Source organism: Janibacter sp. LM (assembly GCF_039631275.1).
In the GTDB taxonomy this organism is placed as follows: domain Bacteria; phylum Actinomycetota; class Actinomycetes; order Actinomycetales; family Dermatophilaceae; genus Janibacter; species Janibacter terrae.
Map to the genome: position 1 here is coordinate 58,095 of NZ_JBDIVG010000001.1, position 24,946 is coordinate 83,040.

Consider the following 24,946-nt stretch of genomic DNA (forward strand, 5'->3'; position numbering starts at 1 on the left):
CCGGTGCTGCACGACGTGACCCTCTGCCGGTCAGCGCGTGTACAGGCGCAGGCTGAGCGGGGTGAGGGTCTCGGGCTCGTCACCGCGGCCCTCGGGCTGCGACTCGCGTCCGTCCTCGGGTCGTTCCCAGGCGCTGTCCCAGCGCAGGGTCCAGCCGGGCTCGCCGGGGAGGGTCACCTCGATCTCGTCGAGGCCCCCGTGCAGGACGAGCAGGGCGGAGGGCTCGCCCTCGAGGGTGAGCTGGAGGGTGCGGCGCTCGTCCTGGGCCCAGGTCTCCTCCGTCATCGGCTCGCCCGTCTCGTCCCACCAGCCGAGGACCGACTCGTCGTGGTCGCGCAGGACGGGCACCTCGCGACGCAGCGCGGTGAGGTGCGCGACGGTCGCGAGCAGGTCCGTGCGCTCCTCGTCGAGGTCCCAGTGCAGCCAGCTCATCTCGTTGTCCTGGCAGTACGGGTTGTTGTTGCCCCCGTGGGTGCGGCCGATCTCGTCGCCCGAGGAGATCATCGGGACGCCGGCCGACAGGAGCAGCGTCCCGATGACGTTGCGCGCGGAGCGTCGGCGCGCGATGCCGATGACGACGTCGTCGGTCGGTCCCTCCGCCCCGTGGTTCCACGAGCGGTTGTGGTCGTTGCCGTCACGGTTGTCCTCGCCGTTGGCCTCGTTGTGCTTCTGGTCGTAGGCGACGAGGTCGGCGAGGGTGAACCCGTCGTGGGCAGTGACGAAGCCCATCGACGACAGCGGCGTCCGGTCGCCGAAGAGGTCCCGGCTGCCGACGAGCCGGGTCGAGATCTCGCGCACGCCCGGCCCGGGCTCCTCGCCGCGGGAGAGCGCGCCCGACCCGGCGACCCAGAAGTCGCGCGCGGTGTCGCGGAACCTGTCGTTCCACTCCGCCCACGCCCCGGGGAACTGCCCGGTGCGCCAGCCGTCGGGCCCGAGGTCCCACGGCTCGGCGACGTGCAGCACCTGCGAGAGCACGGGGTCCTCGCGCAGCGCGACGAGGAAGGGGTGGTCGGGCGTGTACCCGAGGTCCTCGCCGCGGGCGAGCGCCACCGCGAGGTCGTAGCGGAACCCGTCGACGTGGCACTCGGTGACCCAGTAGCGCAGCGAGTCAAGGACCATGTCGAGCACAAGCGGCTCGGTGAGGTCGAGCGTGTTGCCGCAGCCGGTGACGTCGACGTCGTGACCGTCCTCGTCGAGGCGGTACCAGGTCGGCGCCTCCAGGCCGCGCCAGCACAGCGTGGCGCCGTCGGTGCTCTGCTCGGCGGTGTGGTTGTAGACGACGTCGAGCAGGACCTCGATGCCGGCGGCGTGGAGCTCCTTGACCATGCCCTTGAACTCGCGCAGCACCTCGTGCGGGTCCTCGCTGCTCGCGTACGGGGCGTGGGGGGCGAAGAAGCCCATCGTGTTGTAGCCCCAGTGGTTGGTCAGCCCGAGGTCGACGAGGTGCGGCTCGTCGGCGAACGCGTGCACGGGCAGCAGCTCGACGGTCGTCACGCCGGTGCGCCTCAGGTGCTCGACGGTCGCCGGGTGGCACACGCCGGCGTAGGTCCCGCGCAGGTGCTCGGGGACGTCCTCGAGCAGCATCGTCAGCTCGCGCACGTGCGCCTCGTAGACGACGCGCTCGTCACGGGGGATCGCCGGCGGAGCGTCCTCGCCCCAGTCGAAGCTCGTGTCGAGCACGACGCTGCGCGGGACGAAGGGGGCGGAGTCGGCCTCCGAGCGCGTCGGCACCTCGGCGTCGTCGTCGCCCTCGAGGACGTGCCCGAAGACCTCGGGCCGGTAGTCCACGGCGCCCTCGATCGCGCGGGCCCACGGGTCGAGGAGCAGCTTGGCGGGGTTGTAGCGCAGGCCCGCCGGCGGGTCCCACGGGCCGTCGGCGCGCAGCCCGTAGCGCGTCCCGGGGGTGACGTCCGGGACCAGCCCGGCCCACCACCCGTCACCGGTGGCCGGCAGTGCGTGGCGGGTCTCACCCCCTTCGTCGTCGAAGGTGCACAGCCACACGGCGGTCGCGGAGGCGGCGTGGACCGCGACCTCGACGCCGCCCTCCACTGGCCTGACGCCGGGCTGCGGGAGATGGGGGAGTGCCTGGACGGCAGTGGTCGACATGGCCCACAGCGTAAGCAGTTGGGTAGCGTGGCGGCATGAGCGATCCCACCGCCCTCCCCAACTTCGGCCCCACACCCACCAACGGCGCCGACCAGCCGGAGCCCGAGGCCCCGCTGCGCGACCGCGTCGTCGACGCCCTGGGTGACCTGGGTCTGGAGACCCGCATCGACGACGAGGGCGACGTGGCCTTCATCTTCTCCGAGCAGCAGATGTTCATCCGCTGCGCGGACGACGAGTCCAACGTGCTGCGCGTCTTCGGCCAGTGGGCCCTCGAGGACCCCGTGCCCACCGACCCGATGGAGCGCCTGCAGGTCAGCAACGACCTCAACGTCGCCTTCAACCTCGTCAAGGCCGCCGTCGCCGGCGACACCCTGCTCGTGACGAGCGAGCACATCCTCCCGCGCGGCGCCGACATCCGCGGGCTGCTCGGCCTGGCCCTCCCGCTCGTCCTGCAGGGTGTGCAGCTGTGGCACCAGCGCGCCACGGGCCAGGAGCTCGAGGACGGGACCGCCGGCGACGGCGAGCCGCAGGCATGAGCGAGGTCGTCCGCCTCGAGGTCGCCGACGGCATCGCCACGATCGTCCTCGACCGGCCGAAGATGAATGCCCTCGACGCGCAGATGCAGCAGCGTCTGGTCGAGGTCGCCGAGGAGGTCTCCACCCGCACCGACGTCTCGGCCGTCATCGTCTGGGGCGGTGAGCGCGTCTTCGCCGCCGGCGCCGACATCAAGGAGATGGCGGAGATGTCCTACCCGGACATGGCCGCCCACGTCCGCCTGCTGCAGCGCTTCTCGCAGGCGCTCGCCGCGATCCCCAAGCCGACCGTCGCCGCGATCACCGGGTTCGCGCTCGGCGGCGGCCTCGAGACGGCGCTGTGCTGCGACTTCCGCGTCGTCGCCGACAACGCCAAGCTCGGCCTGCCCGAGATCACCCTCGGCATCATCCCCGGCGCCGGCGGCACCCAGCGCCTGCCGCGCCTCGTCGGCCCGGCCCGGGCCAAGGAGCTGATCTTCACCGGTCGGATGGTCTCCGCCGCCGAGGCCCTCGAGATCGGTCTCGCCGACGAGGTCGTCCCCGCCGCCGAGGTCCTCGAGGCCGCCCGGCGCAAGGTCGCCCCCTTCGTCGGCGGTCCCGCCCAGGCGCTCCGCGCGGCCAAGGAGGCCGTCGACAGGGGGCTCGAGGTCGACCTCGGCACGGGCCTGGGCATCGAGGCGCAGCTCTTCAGCGCGCTCTTCGCGACGCAGGACCAGAAGTCCGGCATGCGCAGCTTCATGGACCACGGTCCCGGCAAGGCCACCTTCGAGGGGGTCTGATGGGTCCGAGCCCGAGCGGGACGGCCAGCGCGGAGCAGGTCGAGGCCGCCTGGCAGGACAACAAGCTCGCCCAGGTGCTCTACCACGACTGGGAGGCGCAGACCTACGACGAGAAGTGGTCGATCAGCTTCGACGAGCGGTGCACGAGCATCGTGCGTGACCGCTTCCTGCACGTGCTGACCTCGTCCCCGGCGAAGGGGGAGGCCATCCCCTTCGGGCGCACGCTCGAGCTCGGCGCCGGTACCGGGTTCTTCTCGCTCAACCTCAAGCTCGCCGGCCTCGTCGACGAGGTGCACGTCTGCGACCTGTCCCCGGGCATGGTCGCCGCGGCCGAGCAGAACGCGCAGCGGCTCGGCTTCACGATCGGGGGGCGCGTCGCCGACGCGGAGGCGCTGCCCCACGCGGACGACACCTTCGACCTCGTGGTCGGCCACGCGGTCCTGCACCACGTCCCCGACGTCGAGGCGGCGCTGCGCGAGGTCGTGCGCGTGCTCAAGCCCGGCGGGCGCTTCGTCATCGCCGGCGAGCCGACGACGATCGGGCACTGGTACGCGCGGCACCTCTCCCGCGCGACGTGGGAGGCGGCGACCCGGGCCAGCAGGCTGCCGCCGTTGCGCCGCAAGTGGGCCCGCGACCGCGCCGAGCTCGACGAGTCCTCCCGCGCCGCGGCCCTCGAGGCCGTCGTCGACCTGCACACCTTCGACCCGCGCGAGCTGGCTGCGACCGCGCGCCGGGCCGGGGCGGACCACGTCGGCACGGCGACGGAGGAGCTGCTGTCCGCCTTCGTCGGCTGGCCCGTGCGCACCTTCGAGTACGCGGTCGCCGAGGACGCCCTCGGCTTCGGCTGGGCCTCCTTCGCGTACCGCTCGTGGAGGCGCCTGATGCGCGTCGACGCCGCCCTCGGGCGGGTCGTGCCGCAGCGCTTCTTCTACAACGTGGGCGTCACGGGCACCAAGCCCGCGGCGTGACCGGCCCGCACTGATGGCGCAGGACCGCCTCACGTGGTGGCACTGGACCCGGTGGGTGGTCGCCAACCGGGCCTGGAGCCACCACCACGTCCTCGGCTACCTGCGCATGGTCCGGGCCCGCGCCCGCACCCCGGGCCTCGTCTTCGAGGGACCGTGCTTCATCGGCCCGGACGTGCAGCTCCAGGTCGCGCCGGGGACCGCGCGCCTCATCATCGGCGCGTACACGCACATCGGCGGGGGGTCCGCGCTGCGCGCCCACGAGGGCACGCTGCGCATCGGCGCCAAGACGGTCATCGGGATCCGCAACACCTTCAACACCTGGCTCGACATCGAGGTGGGGGAGGCCTGCCTCTTCGCCGACGACGTGTACGTCTGCGACTTCGACCACGTCACCACCGACCTGACGACCCCGATCAAGGACCAGGGCATCGTCAAGTCCCCGGTCCGCGTCGGCGACGACGTGTGGGTCGGGACCAAGTGCGTCATCACCCGCGGCACCGACATCGGCGACCACAGCGTCGTCGGGGCCGGCGCCGTCGTCCGCGGGGCGCATCCCCCCTTCGTCGTCCTGGGCGGGGTGCCCGCCCGCGTCCTCCGGCACCGTCGGCCCGTCCCCGTGGCCGCTGGCGAGCTCGACCTGCCGGAGGGCTGGTGACATGGCGCGCGAACCCCTCGACGTCCTCGTCGTGCACATCCCGGTCGACGCGACCGAGGAGGTCCTCGCCGCGCTCTTCGCCGTCGGCGCGGGTGCGGTGGGGGAGTACCGCGAGTGCGCCTTCGTCGTGAGGGGCGAAGGGAGGTTCCGCCCCGTGGGAACGGCGAACCCGACCATCGGTGCCGTCGGCCGCGCAGAGCGCGTCGTCGAGGACCGCGCAGAGGTCACCTTCCCGAGGTCGCTGCGCGCGGATGTCGTTGCGGCACTGCGCTCCTCGCACCCGTACGAGGAGCCCTCCTTCCACGTCCTGGAGAACGCCGCAGGCTGATCCTCCCGGGGACATGTGGCGAAGGGCACCCTGCCCCGCGTTGGTGGTCGGTCACCCCGCTGGATAGCGTGAGCGGACTGGGACTCTCCCCGCACCGCCGGCTGCACGCAGCGGGACCGGTGGGAGCATCGCCCGGTATCCAGCCCCCTCACCCAGGAAGAGGACGATTCGCCGATGAACATCGTCGTCTGCGTGAAGTACGTTCCGGACGCACAGTCCGACCGCGGATTCAACGAGGACAACACGACCGACCGCGAGGGCGTGGACGGTCTGCTGTCCGAGCTCGACGAGTACGCCGTCGAGCAGGCCCTGCAGCTGGTGGAGGCCGGCGAGGGCGAGGTCACGGTGCTGACCGTCGGCCCGGCGAACGCCGCCGAGGCCGTCAAGAAGTCCCTCCAGATGGGTGCGGACAAGGGCGTGCACGTCTCCGACGACGCGATCGCCGGCTCCGACGCCCTGGCCACCTCGCTGATCCTCGCCGAGGCGATCAAGAAGATCGGTACGCCGGACATCGTCCTCACCGGCATGGCCTCCACCGACGGCACCATGGGCGTCGTCCCGGCGATGCTCGCCGAGCGCCTCGGCCTGCCGCAGGTCACCTACGCCTCCGAGCTGACCGTGGACGGCGGCGTCGCCCGCATGCGGCGCGACGGCGACACCGCGAGCGAGACCGTCGAGGCCACGCTCCCGGCGCTGATCTCGGTCACCGACCAGATCAACGAGCCGCGCTACCCCTCCTTCAAGGGGATCATGGCCGCCAAGAAGAAGCCGGTCGAGCAGTGGGGTCTCGCCGACCTCGGCGTCGACGCCGGCCAGGTCGGCCTCGCCAACGCCTGGACCGCCGTGGAGTCCACGACCAAGCGTCCCCCGCGCGAGCAGGGCACGATCGTCACCGACGAGGGTGACGGCGGCACGAAGCTCGCCGAGTTCCTGACCACCAACAAGTTCGTCTGATCGACGACCCGGACATCAAGGAGCAATAGACATGGCTGAAGTCCTCGTCCTCGTCGACCACGCAAACGGTGAGGTGAAGAAGCCCGCCGCGGAGATGCTGACCATCGCCCGCCGGCTGGGTGAGCCCTCCGCCGTCTTCATCGGCCCCGGCGCCGAGACCGCCACGGACCTCCTCGCGCGCTACGGCGCCGAGAAGATCTACGCCGTCTCCGACCCGGCCGCGGTCGAGCACCTCGTCGCCCCCCAGGCCGAGATCCTCGCGCAGCTGGTCCAGGAGAAGCAGCCCGCCGCGGTGCTCATCCCGAGCAGCGCCTCCGGCAAGGAGATCGGTGCGCGTCTGGCCGTCAAGACCGAGTCGGGTCTGATCACCGACGCCGTCGACGTCCAGGCCGGTCCCGACGGGCCGGTCACCACCCAGTCGGTCTTCGCCGGCAGCTACACCGTCCAGGCGAAGGTCACCAAGGGCACCCCGATCATCTGCGTCAAGCCCAACTCCGCCGCCCCGGAGCAGGCCAACGGCGCGGGTGCCTTCGAGGAGCTCTCCGTCACCATCTCCGACGGCGCGAAGGCCGCCAAGGTCACGGCCGCCGAGCCGAAGAAGGCCACCGGTCGCCCCGAGCTCACCGAGGCGGCCATCGTCGTCTCCGGTGGTCGTGGCACGGGCGGTGACTTCGCCCCGGTCGAGACCTTCGCGGACGCCCTCGGTGCCGCCGTCGGCGCCTCGCGCGCCGCGGTCGACGCCGGCTGGTACCCGCACACGTCGCAGGTCGGCCAGACCGGCAAGCAGGTCTCCCCGCAGCTGTACGTCGCCGCGGGCATCTCCGGTGCGATCCAGCACCGCGCGGGCATGCAGACGTCCAAGACGATCGTCGCGATCAACAAGGACGAGGAGGCCCCGATCTTCGAGCTCGTCGACTTCGGTGTCGTGGGCGACCTCTTCCAGGTCCTCCCGCAGGCCACGGAGGCCGTCAAGGGCAAGTGACCTCCCGTCACTCCTGACGAAGGGGGGCCGCGCACCGTCGGGTGCGCGGCCCCCCTTCGTCGTGCGTTTACCAAATCGTGACATTTGCCGTTACAGTTGCCGACGATCGCTTGGTCATCCCCTGATCCCCACCCAGAGGTCCCCTGTGAGCACCACCCGATACGTCAGCCGGCACGGCAGCCCCCGCCGCGGACCGCTGACCCGTCTGAGCACCCTGCCCTCGTCGGTCGGCAGCAGCGGCGCCCGCGCCGCCGCGAAGGCCGTCGCCGGGGTCGGCATCGTCCTGGGCTCCGGCGCCTTCGTCATCGCCCCGAGCTCCGCCCAGGGCACCCACCCGCAGGCGACCGCCGCTGCGCCCGCCGACGCCACCACCGCGCAGGTCCGGGCGCTCCTCGACGGACGGGGCGAGGAGTCGGCCCCCTCCCGCTCCGCGTCGCGCACGACGGTGGCCGTCACGGCCCCGACGTCCGGCGACGCCGACGAGGTCCACGACGCCTCCGGCGCCCTCGCGGTCGACGCCGTCGTCAAGCCGGCACCGAAGCCCGAGCCGAAGCCGGAGCCTGTCGCGCAGACCGCGACGGACACCGAGGAGACGGCGCAGGAGCCCCCCGCCGAGGAGGCGCCGGTCGAGGAGGCCCCGCAGGAGCAGCCCGAGGCCGACCCGGAGACGCAGACCGCCGACGAGGAGTCGCAGGCCCCGCAGACGGGGTCGGTCACCACGAGCAACTACGCCTCGGAGGCCGCCGGGCTGGGGCTGGGTCCCAACGCGCAGAAGGTCTACTCGGCCGTGCGCACGCAGTTCCCCGACATGACCGACATCGGTGGCTACCGGGCCGGCGACCCCGGCGACCACGGCAGCGGCCGGGCCGTCGACATCATGGTGACCGGTGCCCGCGGCGACCAGGTCAACGCCTGGCTGCAGCAGCACGCCGGCGAGCTCAACATCACGTACATCATCTGGCAGCAGCGCATCTGGTACCCCAACGGCAGCTCCAACATGATGGAGGACCGGGGCGACCCGACGCAGAACCACTACGACCACGTGCACGTCTCGGTCGGCTAGGACGCGCGAGGACCCGTCTCGGGACGGCGGCCACGCAGGTCGCCCACCGCGAAGGCCAGGGCCACGAGCACGACGACCGCGACCAGACCCAGTGCGGCGCTCATCGCGGTCGTCCAGCTGCCGCTCGCACCGAGCACGGCGAAGGCCGCGGAGGTGATCACCGCGATGCCGATGGAGGTGCCGATCCGCTGCCCGGTCTGCATGACGGCCCCGGAGCTGCCGGCGTACTCGAGCGGCACCTCGGCCAGGGCGAGGGTCTGGTTGGGGCTGATGACGGAGCCCTGCGCGGCGCCGACGAGGACGAGGCTGGCGACCAGCCACCACTCGCTGAGGTGCCCACCCGCCCGCAGCTGGACGACGACGATGCTCGTCAGGACACCGAGCAGCGCCAGGACCAGGCCTGCGATGACGACTCGGTGGCCGTGGAGCGCCACCCGCCGCCCGGCCCAGCCCGAGGCCACCGCGGCCGTCAGTGCCGCCGGCACGCCCACCAGGGCGGTCTGCAGCGCGGACCTGCCCGTGCCGACCTGGAAGTAGAGGGCGACGAGCACCCAGATGCTCGTCATGCCGAGGAAGTAGAGCAGCGCGATGATGCTGCCCCGGGTGAAGCTGCGGATGGTGAAGATCTGCAGGTCGACCATCGGGCTGCGCCCGCGGTCGCGGTGGTGGCGCTCCCACCGCACCCAGCCCCAGCCCAGGACCAGACCCGCCGGCAGGGTGAGCCAGAACCAGGGCGAGGAACCCCCTTCGACGAAGGGGAGCATCGTCGCCAGGACGGCGAGGCCGAGGAGCAGCGACCCGACCGGGTCGAGCGAGCGCCAGACCCCTTCCGCGCGGGTCGTGCCGGTCGGACGGTGGAGCAGGGGCCTCGGGAACCACAGGAAGGCCAGCACCAGGCAGAGCAGGCCGGCCGGCAGGTTGATGAGGAAGGTCAGGCGCCACCCGATCTCCGGACCGCCAGCGCCGATGAGCAGCCCGCCGATCACGGGGCCGATGCCGACGGCCACGCCGACGGTGCTGCCGAAGAGCCCGAAGGCCCGCCCCCGCTCGTCGCCGCGGAAGTACTGCTGGATCATGCCGATGCCCTGGGGGTTGATCAGGCCCGACCCGACTCCTTGGACGAAGCGCGCGATGTTGAGCCATGTCGCGTCCGGCGCGAGGCCTGCGGCGACCGAGGCCAAGGTGAAGGTCGCGACGCCGATCATGAAGACCCCGCCGCGCCCGAGGAGGTCGCCGGCCCGTCCGGCGGCGACGAGGACGACGCCGAAGGTGAGCGCGTAGCCGGACAGGACCCACTGGACGTCGGAGTCGGTGGCTCCCAGACCTGACTGGATGGAGGGGACGGAGACGTTGACGATGCTCACCCCGACGAGCGACATGAAGATCGCCACGAGGAGCACTGCGAGGACGCGTCGTCGCTGGGCGTCGGAGAGCACGTGCCGGGGGTCCGCGACAGCGGTGGCCTCACCCGTCACGTGACCTCCTCGGCTCGACCCGTGCACCCTGGAGGGCAACCTCGGTCCGGTGGGGTTCATTCCCGGCGTCCCGGTTTCCGTAGACTCTCTGTGATGACCACCTACCTCGACCATGCGGCGACCACGCCGATGACCCCCGCGGCGCGCGAGGCGATGGTCGAGCAGCTCGCGATCACCGGCAACGCCTCGAGCCTGCACGGGCCCGGTCGCGACGCGCGTCGGGTCGTCGAGGAGTCCCGCGAACGCATCGCCGCGGCCCTCGGCGCGCGCCCGAGCGAGATCGTCTTCACCTCGGGCGGTACCGAGGCCGACAACCTCGCCATCACCGGCAGCCTGCGCGCGGCCCGTGCGGTGGACCCCCTTCGCTCCCGCATCGTCGTGAGCGCCGTGGAGCACCACGCGGTGCTCGACCCCGTCGACCACGCGGTCGAGCACGAGGGCGCGAGCGCGACCTTCGTCGCGCCGGGGGAGTGCGGCACGGTGCACCCGGACGCCGTGCGCGCCGCGATCGAGGAGTCCGCGGAGACCGTCGGCCTGGCCACCGTCATGTGGGCCAACAACGAGGTCGGGACCGTCCAGGACGTCGCCGCGATGGCGGCGATCGCCCACGAGCACGGCATCGCCTTCCACACCGACGCGGTCCAGGCGACCGGGCACCTCCCGGTCGACTTCGCCGCGAGCGGGGTGGACCTCATGAGCGTCAGCGCGCACAAGCTCGGTGGCCCGATCGGCATCGGAGCCCTCGTGGCCAAGCGCGACGCCCGGCTCGTCGCCCTGAGCCACGGCGGGGGCCAGGAGCGCGGCGTGCGCTCGGGCACGCTCGACGTCGCCTCCATCCGTTCCTTCGCGGTCGCCGTCACCGAGGCCGTGGACCGGCGGGAGGCCGAGGCCGCCCGGATCGGCGCCCTGCGCGACCGCTTCCTCGCCGGCACCCAGGCGCTCGACCTCGGCATCCGGGTCACCGGCTGCTGGGAGGTCGGTGACGTCACCACGCGACTGCCCGGCAACGCCCACATCACCATCCCCGGGTGCGAGGGCGACTCGATGCTCTACCTGCTCGACGCGGCCGGGGTGGCCGTCTCGACCGGGTCGGCCTGCCAGGCGGGCATCCCGCAGCCCTCCCACGTCGTCCTCGCGATGGGGCGCTCGGAGGAGGAGGCGCGCGGGTCCCTTCGCGTCTCCTTCGGCTGGACCTCCACCGACGCGGACGTCGACGCGGTCCTCGCTGCCCTGCCCGAGGCCGTCGGCCGAGCCCGACGGGCCAGCGGGGCCGCCTGATGCGTGTCGTCGCCGCGATGAGCGGGGGCGTCGACTCCGCGGTCGCCGCCTCGCGGATGATCGAGGCGGGCCACGACGTCGTCGGCGTGCACCTCGCCCTGGCCAGGGACGCCAAGACGCTGCGCGAGGGGGCCCGGGGCTGCTGCACCATCGAGGACGCCGGCGACGCCCGCCGGGTCGCTGACCGGCTCGGCATCCCGTTCTACGTGTGGGACATGGCCACCCCCTTCGCCCGGGACGTCGTCGAGGACTTCGTCGCCGAGTACGAGGCCGGGCGCACCCCCAACCCCTGCCTGCGCTGCAACGAGAAGATCAAGTTCGCCGCGCTCCTCGACAAGGCGCTGGCGCTCGGGTTCGACGCCGTGGCCACCGGTCACTACGCGCAGGTCGTCGACGGGTCCCAGGGGCGCGAGCTGCACCGCGCGGTCGACACGGCCAAGGACCAGTCCTACGTGCTGGGTGTCCTCGACGAGGAGCAGCTGGCGCACGCCTTCTTCCCGCTCGGCGACACGACCAAGCCGCAGGTTCGCGAGGAGGCGGCCGAGCGCGGCTTCGCCGTGGCCAAGAAGCCCGACAGCCACGACATCTGCTTCATCCCTGACGGCGACACCCGCGGCTGGCTGACCCGGCGCCTCGGCGAGCAGGAGGGCGAGATCGTCGACGAGGGCTCCGGCGAGGTCGTCGGTGGGCACCGCGGGGCCTACGGGTTCACCGTCGGCCAGCGCCGCGGGCTCGGGCTCGACCGCTCCGGCCTCGACGGCGAGCCCCGCTACGTGACGAGGGTCGAGGCCTCCACCAACCGCGTCTTCATCGGGACGGCCGACCTGCTCGGCGCCGACGAGATCGAGGCCGACCACGTGCGCTGGTGCGGTCCCGCAGCCTCCGGTCGGCACCGGCTCGGCGCGCAGATCCGGGCGCACGGCGAGGAGATCCCCGCCACCGCCGAGGTGCTGGGCGAAGGGGACGACGCGCGCCTGGTCGTGCGGCTCGACACCGCCGTGCGGGGCGCCGCCCCGGGGCAGTCGATCGTCCTCTACGACGGCACGCGAGTCGTCGGGTCCGGCACCATCGCTCGGGCCGGCCGGAGCGCGGCGGTCACCCGATGACGCTCGCGTCCGGTATCGGCTCGTGGCCCGGGCGGTCCCCGCGGGAGGCCGTCGTCGCCGTCCGGGACCTGCTCGGGGACGGCATCGCGCACCTGCCCGAGCTGCCCGCCCGCGGCGTCGGCGCCGACATGGTCGGTCGCGCCGCCGCACTCCTCACCGACCTGCACGTCGAGACCCAGCCCTACGGGTGGCGGTTCGTCGACCGCCCCGGTGCGGACGAAGGGAGGGCCCGTGCCCTCCTCCGCGAGGACCTCGACGAGCTCGCCGAGGCGTACGACGGCTGGACCGGCCCGCTCAAGGTCCAGGTCACCGGGCCGTGGACCCTCGCCGCGAGCATCGAGCTGACCCGGGGCGAGCGTGCGGTCGTCGACCGGGGTGCCCGGCGCGACATCGCCGAGGCGCTCGCGGACGGCGTGGCGAGCCACCTCGGCGACGTGCGGCGCCTCGTGCCGGGCGCGCAGGTGGTCGTGCAGGTCGACGAGCCCGGCCTGCCGGCCGTGCTCGAGGGCCGGCTGCCGACCCAGTCCGGGTACGGGCGGCTGCGTGCCGTCGAGCGCAACGAGGTGCGGGACGGGGTGCGGACCGTGCTCGCCGCGGCCGGTGAGCTCGAGACGGTCGTCCACTGCTGTGCCGGCGATGTGCCTGTGGAGCTGCTGCGGCAGACCGGCGCGCGTGGGCTCTCGCTCGACCTGTCCCTGCTCGGTGGGCGTGGTTGGGAGCAGCTGGCCGAGGCCGTGGAGTCGGGCACGCGGCTGTGGGCCGGCGCCGTGCCGACGTCGGGCGGCGCGGACTGGCGCACCGCGAGCGATCGGCTCGTCGGCGCCTGGCAGCGGATCGGCCTGCCCGTCGCGTCGCTCGGTGACGTCGTGGTCACGCCGACCTGCGGGCTGGCGGGGACGGCGCCCTCGTCCGCCGTGTCGATCCTGCGCACGACGACTGATCTGGCCGCCGCCCTCACCGACCTGGCGGCCGGCTGAGGCTCGTGCACAAAAGGTCGTCCTGGTGCACCAGGTGGCCGGATCGACCACGAGATGCACCAGGACGACCTCGAGTGCACGGGACCCGTCAGGCGGGGGCGTGGATCTCCCGCTTGAGGATCTTGCCGGTCGGGCCCTTGGGCAGCTCGTCGAGGATCCAGATCGTGCGGGGGTACTTGTAGGCCGCGATCCGGTCCTTGACGTACTGCTTGATCTCCTCGGTGTCGCCCGCGGCGCCCTCGCGCAGCGAGACGGCGGCGCCGACGTCCTCGCCGAGCTCGGGGTGCGGGACGCCGACGACGGCGCACTCGAGCACGTCGGGGTGCGTGTAGAGCACCTCCTCGACCTCGCGCGGGTAGATGTTCATGCCGCCGCGGATGATGAGGTCCTTCTTGCGGTCGACGATCGTGTAGTAGCCGTCCTCGTCGACGCTCGCGATGTCGCCGCTGCGGAACCACCCGTCGGGGATCGCCTCGGCGGTCGCCTCGGGCTTGCCCCAGTAGCCCTTCATGATGTTGTCGCCGCGGATCGCGATCTCGCCGACACCCTCGCCGGGGCCGACGTCCTGGCCGTCGGTGCCGACGAGCTTCATCTCGCAGCCGGGGATCGCGCGGCCGATGGTGCCCGGCTTGGTCGGCTGGTCGAGCATGTTGAAGGAGGCGACGGGCGAGGTCTCCGAGAGGCCGTAGCCCTCGAGGAGCTGCACGCCGAAGGTCTCCTCGAACTCGCGCAGCGTCTCGCCCGGCAGCGAGGAGCCGCCGGAGACGCAGGTGCGCAGGCTGCTCTTGTCGGTGTCCTGGACCGCGGGGTGGTGCAGCATCGCGCCGTACATCGTCGGCACGCCCTCGAAGATCGTCACCCGGTCGCGCTCGATGACCTCGAGGGCCTTGCCGGGGTCGAAGCGGGGGATGAGCGTTAGCGTCGCGCCTTGGCGGACCGCGGTGTTGAGGCCGCACGTCAGGCCGAAGACGTGGAAGAGCGGCAGGCAGCCCATGATGACGTCGTCGGGGCGGATGCCGATGATGTCCTCGGCGGAGCGCTTGGCGTTGAGGTCGAGGTTGTCGTGGGTGAGCTCGGCGCCCTTGGGCCGTCCGGTCGTGCCGGAGGTGTAGAGGATGACCGCGGTGTCGTCGCCGGCGCGCTCGACGGGCGTGGCGATCGGCTCCCCGGCCGGCAGGTCCTCCTCGCTCGGGCCGACCGGGCCGGAGGCGATGACCCGGGTCGAGGTGCCCTCGGCGCCGGCCTGCGCCTCGGCGGCGAAGTCGCCCCAGACGAAGGAGAACTTCGCGCCGGAGTCGGTGTAGAAGTACTCGATCTCCTGCGCCTTGAGCAGCGGGTTCATCGGGACGACGATGCCGCCCGCGAGCAGCGTGCCGTAGAAGAGCACGGGGAAGGCCGGGACGTTCGGCAGGATCAGCGAGACGCGGTCACCGGGCTCGAGACCGGCCGCGCGCAGCGCTCCGGCGGCTCGGGCGGCGAGGCCGTGCAGCTGGGCCCACGTGAGCTCCGCGTCGTCGAGCTTGATGGCCACCCTGTCGGGGTGGGCCTGGGCGGTCGCGACGAGGTTGCTCGCGAGATTGGTCATCTGTTGGCTCCTGAATGAGGGTTCGGGTGTCCCATCCAACCTTGTCGTCGTGTCGGATGGAAGGGGGTGTCGGTGCCCTGCGGCAGGATGGCCGGGTGAGCGAGATCCCCGAGGACGCCCGGCACGAGTGGGCCGACCTGGCCGAGCAGGCGAGCGCTGCCCAGTTCGCCTACCACGTCAAGGACGCGCCGACGATCAGCGATGCGGAGTACGACCGCCTGATCCGGCGGCTCCAGGAGCTCGAGGAGGTGCACCCCTCCCTGCGCACCCCCGACTCGCCGACGCAGACGGTCGGCGGCGCGATCTTCTCGACCGACTTCACCGCCGTCGACCACCTCGAGCGGATGCTCAGCCTCGACAACGCCTTCGAGGGCGACGAGCTGCTCGACTGGGCGCGCCGGGTCGAGCAGGAGGTCTCCGGGTTCCACTACCTCTGCGAGCTCAAGATCGACGGCCTGGCCATCAACCTCCTGTACGAAGGGGGCCGGCTCACCCGCGCGCTGACGCGCGGTGACGGGCGCACCGGTGAGGACGTGACGATGAACGTCCGGACCATCGAGGGCATCCCGACCCGGCTCGACGACAGCGTCCACCCGGTGCCCGACCTCGTCGAGGTCCGGGGCGAGGTCTTCTTCCGGCTCGAGGACTTCGCCGAGCTCAACGCGGGCCTCGTCGAGGCGGGCAAGCCCCCCTTCGCCAACCCGCGCAACTCAGCCGCGGGATCGCTGCGGCAGAAGGATCCTCGCGTCACCGCCCGCCGGCCGCTGCACATGCTCGTGCACGGGATGGGGCGGCGCGAGGGCTTCGAGGTCGACAGCCAGAGCCACGCCTACGAGCTGATGGCGTCGTGGGGGCTGCCCACCTCGCCGCACTACGAGGTCTTCGACTCGATGACCCATGTGCGCAGCTTCATCACCCGCGTCGAGCAGCAGCGCCACGACTACGACCACGAGATCGACGGCGTGGTCGTCAAGGTCGACGAGATCGCCGTGCAGCGCCGGCTCGGCACGACCTCCCGCTCGCCGCGGTGGGCGATCGCGTGGAAGTACCCGCCGGAGGAGGTCAACACCAAGCTCCTCGACATCCGGGTCAACGTCGGACGCACGGGGCGGGTCACCCCCTTCGGCGTCATGGAGCCGGTCACGGTCGCCGGCTCGACGGTCTCCCTCGCGACCCTGCACAACGCCCACGAGGTCAGGCGCAAGGGCGTGCTCATCGGCGACACCGTCGTCCTGCGCAAGGCGGGCGACGTCATCCCCGAGATCCTCGGCCCGGTCGTCGACCTGCGTGACGGGAGCGAGCGCGAGTTCGTCATGCCGACGCACTGCCCCGCGTGCGGCACCGAGCTCGCCCCGCAGAAGGAGGGCGACAAGGACATCCGCTGCCCCAACTCGCGGACCTGCCCCAGCCAGCTGCGCGAACGGCTCTCCTCGCTGGCCGGCCGGGGCGCCTTCGACATCGAGGCGCTCGGCTGGGAGGGCGCGGTCGGGCTGCTCGACTCCGGCGTGCTCACCGACGAGTCCGGGCTCTTCGGGCTGGACGCCGAGGACATCGCCAAGGTGCCGCTCTTCACCCGGGCGGCGAAGAAGAGCGACCCGGAGGAGCTCGTCCACGACGGGCGGGTGCTCTCGGCCAACGGCGCCAAGCTCGTCGACAACCTGCAGCAGGCCAAGGAGCAACCGCTGTGGCGCGTGCTCGTGGCGCTGTCGATCCGGCACGTCGGGCCGACGGCCGCGCGGGCGCTCGCCCAGCACTTCGGGTCGATGACCGCGATCCGCGAGGCCGACGAGGCGGCGCTCGCCGACGTCGAGGGCGTCGGTCCGACGATCGCGGCGTCGGTGCGCGAGTGGTTCGACGGCGAGGGCAACGAGTGGCACGGCGGCATCGTCGACCAGTGGGCCGCCGACGGCGTGCGCATGGAGGACGAGCGGGACGAGTCCATCACCCAGACGCTCGAGGGCGTCACGGTCGTCGTCACGGGCTCGCTCGAGCGCTACTCCCGCGACAGCGCCAAGGAGGCGATCCTCGAGCGGGGCGGCAAGGCCTCCGGCTCGGTGAGCAAGAAGACCGACTGGGTCGTCGTCGGCGACAACGCCGGCACCAAGGAGGCCAAGGCGCGCGAGCTCGGCCGGCCGATCCTCACCGAGGACGAGTTCACCGAGCTGCTCGAGACCGGCAGCGTGGCGCGGTTCTCGGAGAGCGAGGGGGAGGAGAGCTCGTGAGCGCGGACCTCGCCACGATCCAGTGGTATGTCGACTCTGCGCTGGCCAAGCTGCTGGCGGGGGCCGACGACCTCGTCGACGCCGGGGGAGACGAGCTGCTCTGCCGACGCCCCGACGTCGAGGGCGCCAACAGCGTCTACGCGCTCGTCGTCCACTGCTGCGGGGTCATGGAGCGCTGGGGCGGGGAGTCGATCGCCGGGCGCTCCATCACCCGTGACCGCGCTGCGGAGCTCACCGCGACCGGGACCCTCGAGCAGCTCGAGGCGATCGTCGCCGCCCAGCGCCGACGGTGGGTCGAGGACCTCGCCGACTACGACGCGTCCGCACCGCCGCGGGGGCCTGACGGCTGGGAGGAGGGCGACCCCCGACCGGTCACGCAGGGGTTCATCGCGCTGCACGTCATCGAGGAGCTCTACCAGCACCTGGGCCACGTCGACCTCACCGTCGACCTCGTCCTGGAGCGCTGATCCCGGCGGCTCGACTACCGTCGTCCTGTGAGCACCGACAGCACGCCCCCTCCCGAGCCCGACCAGCCGACCTTCGCCGACCTTGGCCTCGACGACCGCGTGGTCCGGGCGCTCAAGGACATCGGCTACGAGACCCCCTCGCCGATCCAGGCCGCGACGATCCCCGCGCTCCTCCAGGGACGCCACGTCGTCGGGCTCGCGCAGACCGGCACGGGCAAGACCGCGGCCTTCGCGCTGCCGGTCCTCAGCCAGCTGGACCCCAAGCAGAAGTCGCCCCAGGCACTCGTCCTCGCGCCCACCCGCGAGCTGGCGCTGCAGGTCTGCGAGGCCTTCGAGAAGTACGCCTCGCGGATCCCCGGCGTGCGCGTGCTCCCCGTCTACGGCGGCCAGGGCTACGGGGTGCAGCTGAGCGCCCTTCGCCGCGGTGTGCACGTCGTCGTGGGCACCCCCGGCCGGATCATGGACCACCTCGAGAAGGGCACGCTCGACCTGTCGCAGCTGCGCTTCCTCGTCCTCGACGAGGCCGACGAGATGCTCAAGATGGGGTTCGCCGAGGACGTCGAGACGATCCTCGCCGAGACACCCGAGGACAAGCACGTCGCGCTGTTCTCCGCGACGATGCCCGCCCAGATCCGCCGCATCTCCAAGAAGCACCTGACCGACGCGCTCGAGATCACCGTCGAGCGCAAGACCGCGACGGCGCCCAACATCACCCAGCGCTACCTCGTCGTGTCCTACCCGCAGAAGGTGGACGCGCTCACCCGCATCCTCGAGGTGGAGAACTTCGAGGCGATGATCGTCTTCGTGCGGACCAAGCACGAGACGGAGACGCTCGCCGAGCGGCTGCGAGCCCGAGGCTTCTCGGCCGCAGCGATCAACGGTGACGTCGCCCAGGCCCAGCGCGAGCGGACCGTGGCCCAGCTCAAGTCCGGCCGGCTCGACATCCTCGTCGCCACCGACGTCGCCGCCCGCGGTCTCGACGTCGAGCGGATCAGCCACGTCGTCAACTACGACATCCCCACGGACACCGAGTCCTACGTGCACCGCATCGGTCGCACGGGTCGGGCCGGGCGCTCCGGTGACGCGATCTCCTTCGTCACCCCCCGCGAGCGCCACCTGCTGAAGTCGATCGAGAAGGCGACCCGCACGACCCTGGCCGAGATGCCGATGCCGTCCCCCGAGGACGTCAACGCCACACGGCTGGGCCGGTTCGACGACCGGATCACGGCCGCCCTCGCCTCGTCCGACCTCGCGACCTTCCGCGACGTCATCGCGCACTACGTCGAGGAGCACGACGTGCCGGAGGGCGACGTCGCCGCCGCCCTGGCGATCGTCCTGCAGGGCGACGAGCCGATGCTCATGGGCCCCGACCCCGTGCGTCCGCCCAAGCGCGAGCGGACCGAGCGCCCGCCGCGTCGTGACGACCGTGGCGACAACCCGGACCGGGCGAAGGGGGGCAAGCGCGGCCCACGCGGTGCCTCCGGCCCGATGGGCACCTACCGGATCGCCGTGGGGCGCCGGCACAAGGTCGAGCCGCGTCAGATCGTCGGTGCGCTCGCCAACGAGGGCGGCCTGAGCCGTCAGGACTTCGGCCACATCGACATCCGCGGGGACCACTCGATCGTCGAGCTGCCGTCGCCGCTGCCGCCCGGCACGGCCGACCGCCTGCAGAGCACTCGCATCTCCGGCCAGCTCATCGAGCTCAGCGAGTCCGGGGAGCCCGGCGGCCGACGTGACCGGAAGCCGCACCGCAAGGTTCCGCGCACCTGATGGCTCCCGAGCTCGACCCCGTCGACCGGCTCCTGGTCGACGAGCTCGGTGACCTCCCGTCGGGCCGTGTCGCGGTCGTCGGCGACGACCACGGTGCGCTCACCTCGGCGGTCGCCGGCCTGGCCGGGGGCGATGTCGTCGCGCACAGCGACAGCATCGTCAGCGAGCAGCGGGTCGCCGCGGCGGGAGGCACGGTCGTCCCCGACCTGGCGGAGGCGCTCACGGGGGCCCGGCTCGTCGTGCTGCGCCTGCCCGGCTCGCTCGACGCCCTCGACGAGATCGCCCGCACCGCGGCGGTGGTCGGCGCGGACGACGTCCGCGTCGTCGCCGGCGGCCGGGTCAAGCACATGACCCGGTCGATGAACGAGGTGCTCGCGGCGAGCTTCACGGACGTGACGGCCAGCCTCGGCCGCCAGAAGTCACGCGTCCTCCACGCCTCCGGCGCCCGTGCGGTCGAGCAGACCTGGCCGCGCTCACGCCACCACGACGACCTCGACCTGACCGTCCACGCGCACGGGGCGGTCTTCGCCGGCACGCGGCTGGACGCGGGGACGGCACTGCTCGTCGGTCAGCTCGACCGGGTCGGTGGCACGGAGGGCACCGTCGTCGACCTGGGCTGCGGCACGGGGGTCCTCGCCGCGCTGCTCGCGCGGCGGTTCGACGACGTGGTCGCGGTGGACGTGTCCGCGGCGGCGGTGGCGTCGACGCGCCTGACGACGGCAGGTGCGGTCGAGGTGCGCCGCGGGGAGGGGCTGGTCGGCTTCGACGACGTGTCGGTCGCCGCGATCGTCAGCAACCCGCCCTTCCACGTCGGCACGGCCAAGGACTCCACCCCGACGCTCGAGATGATCGACGACGCCGCCCGCGTCCTCGTGCCCGGGGGTGAGCTGGTGCTCGTCTACAACGCGCACCTGCCGTACCTGCCGCGCCTGCGCGGGGTCGGCGAGACCGAGATCCTCGTCCGCGACCGCAGCTACCTCGTCACCCGGACCGTCCGCGCCTGACATGACGAAGGGGGGAGCCGCCCACCCGGGCGGCTCCCCCCTTCGTCATGGGGTCGGTGGGCGGTCAGCCGAGGGCCTTGACGGCCGCGTCGTAGTCGGGCTCCTGGGTGATCTCCGGGACGAGCTCGGTGTGCAGGACCTTGCCGTCGGCGTCGAGGACGACGACCGAACGGGCGAGGAGACCGGCCATCGGGCCGTCGGTCATCGTCACGCCGTAGTCCTCGCCGAAGGAGGAGCGGAAGGCCGAGCCGACCTTGACCTTGTCGATGCCCTCGGCGCCGCAGAAGCGGGCCTGGGCGAAGGGGAGGTCCTTGGAGACGTTGACGACGGTCGTGTCGTCGAGGGAGGCGGCGAGCTCGTTGAACTTGCGCACGCTCGCGGCGCAGACGCCGGTGTCGATACTCGGGAAGATGTTGAGCACGACGCGACCGGGGACGTCGGCGGAGGTCAGCGCGGAGAGACCGTCACCGACGAGGTCGAAGGCCGGGGCGCTCGCGCCGGCGGCCGGCAGCTCGCCGGCGGTGTTGACGGGGTTGCCCTTAAATGCAGTGGTAGCCATGCCCCATGCCTACACCCCGGACGAGGCCATCGCCACCACGGGTCTGCAGTGCGGTCAGTCGAGCAGGGCCTGGACGACGAGCACGGCGGGCACGACGACGGCGGCCGAGAGGCCGAGGCCGCCCATGACGAGCGCGCCCCTGGCCTCCGCGTCGAGCGTCGCCCGCCAGCCGGCCATCCGCATGATCTCCCGGACCGGCTCGTTGATCTCGTCGGTGGAGAACTCGTAGTCGACCCGCCGCCTGAAGCCGTCGAGGCCGAGGCCGTACTCGATCCGCCGCGTGTACCCCCACTGCCGTCCGGAGGCGACCCCCAGCTGGGCGCCGAGCCGGGTCGGTCCCGCCGAGGTCTCCAACCGGCGCGACTCGTCGGTCCGCCGGATCACCCCCGGCCGGCCCGTGGGGACGAACCGGGTGACGAAGGTGTGCCGCAACCGGTGGGTCGTGGCGACGTGCTGCCACCGGGTGTCGACGAGGTCGGCCCGCACGAGGATCGAGCTGCCGTTGCTCATCACGACGTAGGGCGTGCCCTCGAAGGCCTGGGCGAGTGCCGGGGCCAGCCACTCGTAGGGCCAGGGGTCCTTGCGGTCGGTCGCCGGGGGAAGGGGGCGGGACGGCGCCTCGACGACGACGTGACCCCCTTCGTCCACGAGGTCCGGGTCGGTCTCCCGCAGGAAGCCGACGAGTCCCGCGGACGTCACGATGGTCCCCACCGCCAGGAGGAGGGTCCACGCGAGCGCGGCCCACGGCTGCCCGTCGGCGACGAAGAGGACGGCGCCGCCGAGGAGCATCACGGTGAAGGCCGCGATGAGGGCGGCGAACATCGCGGCCTTCGTGCGGCGGGACATCATGCGGGAAGCGCCCCCGGGCCCGGGACGTGGGCGGCGTGGCCATCGGCGCGCAGCCGGGCGCGCAGCCGCTCGGCTGCCTCCTCGAAGCGCTCGTCGCTGACGTCGCGCATCGGCGCGTGCGGGTCGAAGTCGTCGGGCGAGAAGGCCGGCCACGTGTGGATGTGCAGGTGCGGCACGAGGAAGCCCTCGAGCAGCATCCCGATCCGCGGCGCCGCCCACTCCGCCTGCTGCGCGCGGCCGATGGTCATCGCGACCCGCTGCAGGTGCGCCCACGTCTGCTCGTCGGCGTCGGTCCACTGCTCGAGCTCGGCACGCGGCACGACCATGGCGTGACCGTCGGTGAGCGGCTCGATGGTCAGGAAGGCCACGCAGGTCTCGTCGGACCAGACGAACCGACCCGGGATCTCGCCGTCGATGATCTTGGTGAAGAGAGTCGCCATGGCCCTCACCCTAGGGTGGAGGCATGCCACAGGTCAGCGCCGACGTGCACGTCCCCATCAGCCCCGACCTCGCCTTCGCCGTGTCGCAGACGACCGGCGCGGTCCGCCGCCGCTGGGACCCCTTCATCCGCGAGCAGCGCTTCCTCGACGGGGCGAGCGAGCCCGGGGTGGGGGTGCGCACGTACACACGGTCCTCCTTCGCCGGGCCGGTCTCACCGAGCATGGTCAGCGAGTACGTCTCGTGGCGACCGCCGACCTCCGTCGGGATGACGATGGTCAGCGGACCGTGGTTCTTCGCCCGCTTCGGCGGCGGGTGGCGCTTCCAGCCAGACGGCGACGGCACGCTCGCGGTGTGGAAGTACACGTACGACGTGCGCCCCGCCCGGCTGCAGCGCATCGCCCACCCGATCGGTCAGTGGTTGCTCGGCCGCGAGATCGCGGCGCGCATCGAGGGGTTCGCCCGCGGGTGCCGTGACGAGCAGGTGCTCGCCGCGGCCCGGGCCGACATGGCGCGGCGCGAGGAGGCGGCATGAGCCCCCTTCGCCTCGCGGGCTGCCAGTGGACCGCCACGGCGGACCCGGCCGACAACCTGCGACGCATCGACGAGCTCACCGGCCGTGCGGCCGGTCGGGGTGCGCGGCTCGTCGTCCACCCGGAGGCGGCGATGGCTCCCTTCTCCCGGCGGCTCGACACGGCCGCCGAGCCGCTCGACGGGCCCTTCGCCGACGGGGTGCGCGCGCTCGCCGAGCGGCACGGGGTGACGGTCGTCGTCGGGATGTTCACCCCCGCGGACGCGATCACGACCGGTGCGGGCCAGCAGCGCTCGCGGGTGCACAACACCCTGCTCGTCACCGGTCCGGGGACCGCCGAGACGACCTACCGCAAGATCCACCTCTACGACGCCTTCGGCAGCACGGAGTCCGAGACGGTGGCACCCGGCGACGAGGTGGTGACCGTCGACGTCGACGGGTGGCGGGTCGGCCTGGCCACCTGCTACGACGTGCGCTTCGCCGACCAGTTCACCGAGCTCGGCCGCGCCGGCGCCGAGCTCGTCGTGCTGCCCGCCTCGTGGGGCGACGGTCCCGGCAAGGCCTCGCAGTGGGACCTGCTCACCCGTGCCCGCGCGCACGACGCGCAGGCCTGGCTGCTCGCGGTCGGCCAGGCGTGGACCCGTGAGTCGGTCGACGGGCCCTACGGCATCGGCCGGTCCGTCCTCGCCGACCCGACCGGCGAGGTGCGCGCGCGGCTGGGCGGGGGAGAGGACGTGCTCGTGGCCGAGATCGACGGGGAAGCGGTGGTCGCCGCCCGCCGGAACGTCCCCCTGCTGGACTGACTCACGGGTACGACGTGCACTGGTGGCCGACGGCGAGTCCTGGCGTTCGGGATCTCGGGGTTCTTGGCTCATGGGTGCTCGCGAGTGCACGTCGTACCCGCGGGTCACGCAGGGCCACGGTCCGCGCGACGAGGTCGCGCACCCGCTCCGGGTGGTTCATCACCATGTCCCAGGTGAACCGGAGGACCACCCAGCCGTCCGCGACGAGTCGGTCGTAGCGGATGCAGTCGCGCTCGAGGGACTCCCGCTGCCCGTGCCACTCGAAGGAGTCCGCCTCGAGCACCAGCCGCAGGTCCTCGTCGGCCAGGTCGACGATGCCTACGAGACCCGCGTCGTCGTCGATGCGCACCTGGGGTCGCACCGTCAGACCGGGGACGTCCGAGACGATCCAGCGCAGGACCGACTCGAAGGGGTTGGCTGCGAGGGGATGAGCGGCGCGGATCAACCCGTCGACCCTGCGCCGGTGGCGGAGCGGCAGGCCCGGGGCGGCCGAGAGCAGCTCGTCCCGCGTGACCACGCCCTCGCGCAGGGCCGAGTCGGCGACGGCGAGTGCCTCGTCCGGTGGCAGCAGGCTGGCGCAGTCGAGGACGGTCCGCACGCGGGAGGTCACCCAGCCCCCTTCGCGGTCGTCCGGCGGTACGTCACGGAAGCGCACGTCGAAGCGACGCCGGACCGCCGGCGGCACCTTGCGATTGCGGGGGAGCGCGATCTGGGGCCTGGTCGGCACCCACTTCGTCGGCCAGTCCCAGTGCGCGGCAGCGCTCAGCAGGATGGCCGTGCCGGTGACCTCGTGCGCCGCCCGGCGTCCGGCGCGGGCCAGGTCGCTGCGGTCGACCCGTTCTGTCGTCGGGGGCGGGGACGGCACGGCATAGCGGCCACGCGCGGGGCGATCCACGGACCCGGCAGCCAGGGCTCGGCGCAGCTCGTGCTCGCTCACGCGCTGGAGCAGCTCGGCGCGGGAGGCGCACCCGCCGAGCTCGGCGAGGACCTCCTCCACCTGCACGGGATGCATCCTCGCGCCCACCGCTCGGGCGCGCCGGCAGTTGTCCACAGGTTCGTGACGCGCGAGTACGACGTGCTCTCGTGAGGGTCCTTGGCGGCGCGGTCCCGCGGCGTCAGGGTCCGCGGACTCCGCGGGAAGCCGAGTGCACGTCGTACCCGCGGATCGACCGGGGGCGGCGCCCCCTTCGCCGGCTCCTAGACTGTCCCGCATGGCTGACCTCTCCCGCGACGACGTGGCGCACCTGGCCTCGTTGGCCCGCATCGACCTCTCCGACGCCGAGCTCGACCGCATGGTCGGCGAGCTCGCGACCATCATCTCCTCCGTCGAGGCCGTCTCGCAGGCCCCGATCGAGGGCGTCGAGCCGATGAGCCACCCGATGCCGATCGTCAACGTCACCCGCCCCGACGAGGTGCGTCCCTCGTTGACCCCCGAGCAGGCCCTCGCGATGGCGCCGGCCTCCGAGGTCGAGCGCTTCGCCGTGCCGCGCATCCTCACCGAAGACTGAGCCAG

25 protein-coding genes are annotated in these 24,946 nt (G+C 72.6%); 18 read left to right on the top strand and 7 right to left on the bottom strand.

The window, feature by feature from the left end:
- Positions 1-30 precede the first annotated feature (30 nt).
- Positions 31-2,106 (bottom strand): glycogen debranching protein GlgX, encoded by a 2,076-nt coding sequence (gene glgX, locus ABC138_RS00280; protein ID WP_345912402.1) that lies wholly within the window; start codon positions 2,104-2,106, stop codon positions 31-33.
- A gap of 35 nt (positions 2,107-2,141) precedes the next feature.
- Between glgX and ABC138_RS00285 the strand changes: the two genes are divergently transcribed.
- The 8 genes from ABC138_RS00285 (at position 2,142) to ABC138_RS00320 (ending at position 8,368) form a co-directional block, all read left to right on the top strand.
- Positions 2,142-2,642 carry a hypothetical protein gene (locus tag ABC138_RS00285; protein ID WP_345912403.1) on the top strand — a complete coding sequence of 167 codons (501 nt, stop codon included), beginning with the start codon at positions 2,142-2,144 and terminating at the stop codon, positions 2,640-2,642.
- A complete protein-coding gene (locus tag ABC138_RS00290; protein ID WP_345912404.1) occupies positions 2,639-3,418 on the top strand; it encodes an enoyl-CoA hydratase-related protein in 780 nt (259 codons plus the stop codon). Before ABC138_RS00285 ends, ABC138_RS00290 begins: the two co-directional genes overlap by 4 nt.
- Positions 3,418-4,386 (top strand): class I SAM-dependent methyltransferase, encoded by a 969-nt coding sequence (locus tag ABC138_RS00295; protein ID WP_345912405.1) that lies wholly within the window; start codon positions 3,418-3,420, stop codon positions 4,384-4,386. Before ABC138_RS00290 ends, ABC138_RS00295 begins: the two co-directional genes overlap by 1 nt.
- 13 nt (positions 4,387-4,399) lie before the next feature.
- The gene (locus ABC138_RS00300; RefSeq protein WP_068325238.1) at positions 4,400-5,041 is read left to right on the top strand and encodes an acyltransferase; all 642 of its coding nucleotides are present in this window, start codon (positions 4,400-4,402) and stop codon (positions 5,039-5,041) included.
- A 1-nt stretch (position 5,042) separates the two neighbouring features.
- A complete protein-coding gene (locus tag ABC138_RS00305) occupies positions 5,043-5,369 on the top strand; it encodes a hypothetical protein (protein WP_345912406.1) in 327 nt (108 codons plus the stop codon).
- Between the two features lie 174 nt (positions 5,370-5,543).
- Complete coding sequence (locus tag ABC138_RS00310) at positions 5,544-6,323, top strand: electron transfer flavoprotein subunit beta/FixA family protein (RefSeq protein WP_068325236.1); 780 nt, start codon at positions 5,544-5,546, stop codon at positions 6,321-6,323.
- Between the two features lie 31 nt (positions 6,324-6,354).
- Entirely contained in the window at positions 6,355-7,305 is a 951-nt protein-coding gene (locus ABC138_RS00315; RefSeq protein ID WP_068325235.1) for an electron transfer flavoprotein subunit alpha/FixB family protein, read from the top strand.
- 145 nt (positions 7,306-7,450) lie between these two features.
- Positions 7,451-8,368 carry a hypothetical protein gene (locus ABC138_RS00320; protein ID WP_345912407.1) on the top strand — a complete coding sequence of 306 codons (918 nt, stop codon included), beginning with the start codon at positions 7,451-7,453 and terminating at the stop codon, positions 8,366-8,368.
- Here the strand turns inward: ABC138_RS00320 and ABC138_RS00325 are convergent.
- Complete coding sequence (locus ABC138_RS00325; RefSeq protein WP_345912408.1) at positions 8,365-9,843, bottom strand: MFS transporter; 1,479 nt, start codon at positions 9,841-9,843, stop codon at positions 8,365-8,367. The two genes, ABC138_RS00320 and ABC138_RS00325, sit on opposite strands and share 4 nt — an antisense overlap.
- 93 nt (positions 9,844-9,936) lie before the next feature.
- Between ABC138_RS00325 and ABC138_RS00330 the strand changes: the two genes are divergently transcribed.
- Genes ABC138_RS00330 through ABC138_RS00340 form a run of 3 tightly spaced genes read left to right on the top strand, consistent with a single transcriptional unit; the run spans position 9,937 to position 13,204 of the window.
- Positions 9,937-11,121 carry a cysteine desulfurase family protein gene (locus tag ABC138_RS00330; protein ID WP_345912410.1) on the top strand — a complete coding sequence of 395 codons (1,185 nt, stop codon included), beginning with the start codon at positions 9,937-9,939 and terminating at the stop codon, positions 11,119-11,121.
- Positions 11,121-12,227, top strand: coding sequence for a tRNA 2-thiouridine(34) synthase MnmA (gene mnmA, locus ABC138_RS00335; protein ID WP_345912411.1), 1,107 nt, complete (start codon positions 11,121-11,123; stop codon positions 12,225-12,227). Before ABC138_RS00330 ends, mnmA begins: the two co-directional genes overlap by 1 nt.
- Positions 12,224-13,204, top strand: a complete 981-nt coding sequence (locus ABC138_RS00340; RefSeq protein WP_345912413.1) for a methionine synthase — start codon at positions 12,224-12,226, stop codon at positions 13,202-13,204. The genes mnmA and ABC138_RS00340 overlap by 4 nt, the downstream gene beginning before the upstream one ends.
- Positions 13,205-13,292: 88 nt before the next feature.
- On the opposite strand, the gene ABC138_RS00345 is transcribed toward ABC138_RS00340, so the two are convergent.
- Positions 13,293-14,789, bottom strand: a complete 1,497-nt coding sequence (locus ABC138_RS00345) for a long-chain fatty acid--CoA ligase (protein ID WP_345912414.1) — start codon at positions 14,787-14,789, stop codon at positions 13,293-13,295.
- Positions 14,790-14,845: 56 nt separating this feature from the next.
- On the opposite strand from ABC138_RS00345, the gene ligA reads away from it, so the two are divergent.
- Genes ligA through ABC138_RS00365 form a run of 4 tightly spaced genes read left to right on the top strand, consistent with a single transcriptional unit; the run spans position 14,846 to position 20,252 of the window.
- Positions 14,846-17,011 (top strand): NAD-dependent DNA ligase LigA, encoded by a 2,166-nt coding sequence (gene ligA / locus ABC138_RS00350; RefSeq protein ID WP_345912415.1) that lies wholly within the window; start codon positions 14,846-14,848, stop codon positions 17,009-17,011.
- The gene (locus ABC138_RS00355) at positions 17,008-17,478 is read left to right on the top strand and encodes a DUF664 domain-containing protein (RefSeq protein WP_345912416.1); all 471 of its coding nucleotides are present in this window, start codon (positions 17,008-17,010) and stop codon (positions 17,476-17,478) included. Before ligA ends, ABC138_RS00355 begins: the two co-directional genes overlap by 4 nt.
- Before the next feature lie 27 nt (positions 17,479-17,505).
- Positions 17,506-19,248 (top strand): DEAD/DEAH box helicase, encoded by a 1,743-nt coding sequence (locus ABC138_RS00360; RefSeq protein ID WP_345912417.1) that lies wholly within the window; start codon positions 17,506-17,508, stop codon positions 19,246-19,248.
- On the top strand, positions 19,248-20,252 hold the full coding sequence (locus tag ABC138_RS00365) for a methyltransferase (RefSeq protein WP_345912418.1): 1,005 nt from the start codon (positions 19,248-19,250) through the stop codon (positions 20,250-20,252). The genes ABC138_RS00360 and ABC138_RS00365 overlap by 1 nt, the downstream gene beginning before the upstream one ends.
- Positions 20,253-20,316: 64 nt before the next feature.
- Here ABC138_RS00365 and tpx read toward each other — a convergent pair whose 3' ends face one another.
- From tpx to ABC138_RS00380, 3 genes are read right to left on the bottom strand one after another with little or no spacing between them, the layout of a single operon-like run.
- A complete protein-coding gene (gene tpx / locus ABC138_RS00370) occupies positions 20,317-20,811 on the bottom strand; it encodes a thiol peroxidase (protein ID WP_068325226.1) in 495 nt (164 codons plus the stop codon).
- Positions 20,812-20,865: 54 nt separating this feature from the next.
- Positions 20,866-21,660 carry a hypothetical protein gene (locus ABC138_RS00375; RefSeq protein ID WP_169701924.1) on the bottom strand — a complete coding sequence of 265 codons (795 nt, stop codon included), beginning with the start codon at positions 21,658-21,660 and terminating at the stop codon, positions 20,866-20,868.
- On the bottom strand, positions 21,657-22,100 hold the full coding sequence (locus tag ABC138_RS00380; protein WP_068325224.1) for an HIT family protein: 444 nt from the start codon (positions 22,098-22,100) through the stop codon (positions 21,657-21,659). Before ABC138_RS00380 ends, ABC138_RS00375 begins: the two co-directional genes overlap by 4 nt.
- Positions 22,101-22,123: 23 nt before the next feature.
- Here ABC138_RS00380 and ABC138_RS00385 point away from each other — a divergent pair, with 23 nt between their 5' ends.
- Together ABC138_RS00385 and ABC138_RS00390 are read left to right on the top strand one after the other, a co-directional pair.
- Positions 22,124-22,633 carry an SRPBCC family protein gene (locus ABC138_RS00385; protein WP_068325223.1) on the top strand — a complete coding sequence of 170 codons (510 nt, stop codon included), beginning with the start codon at positions 22,124-22,126 and terminating at the stop codon, positions 22,631-22,633.
- The gene (locus tag ABC138_RS00390) at positions 22,630-23,433 is read left to right on the top strand and encodes a carbon-nitrogen hydrolase family protein (RefSeq protein ID WP_345912419.1); all 804 of its coding nucleotides are present in this window, start codon (positions 22,630-22,632) and stop codon (positions 23,431-23,433) included. The genes ABC138_RS00385 and ABC138_RS00390 overlap by 4 nt, the downstream gene beginning before the upstream one ends.
- A gap of 1 nt (position 23,434) precedes the next feature.
- Here the strand turns inward: ABC138_RS00390 and ABC138_RS00395 are convergent, their stop codons facing one another.
- Positions 23,435-24,436, bottom strand: coding sequence for a type IV toxin-antitoxin system AbiEi family antitoxin domain-containing protein (locus ABC138_RS00395; RefSeq protein WP_345912420.1), 1,002 nt, complete (start codon positions 24,434-24,436; stop codon positions 23,435-23,437).
- A 208-nt stretch (positions 24,437-24,644) separates the two neighbouring features.
- On the opposite strand from ABC138_RS00395, the gene gatC reads away from it, so the two are divergent.
- Positions 24,645-24,941 carry an Asp-tRNA(Asn)/Glu-tRNA(Gln) amidotransferase subunit GatC gene (gatC, locus tag ABC138_RS00400; RefSeq protein WP_068325220.1) on the top strand — a complete coding sequence of 99 codons (297 nt, stop codon included), beginning with the start codon at positions 24,645-24,647 and terminating at the stop codon, positions 24,939-24,941.
- Positions 24,942-24,946 lie beyond the last annotated feature (5 nt).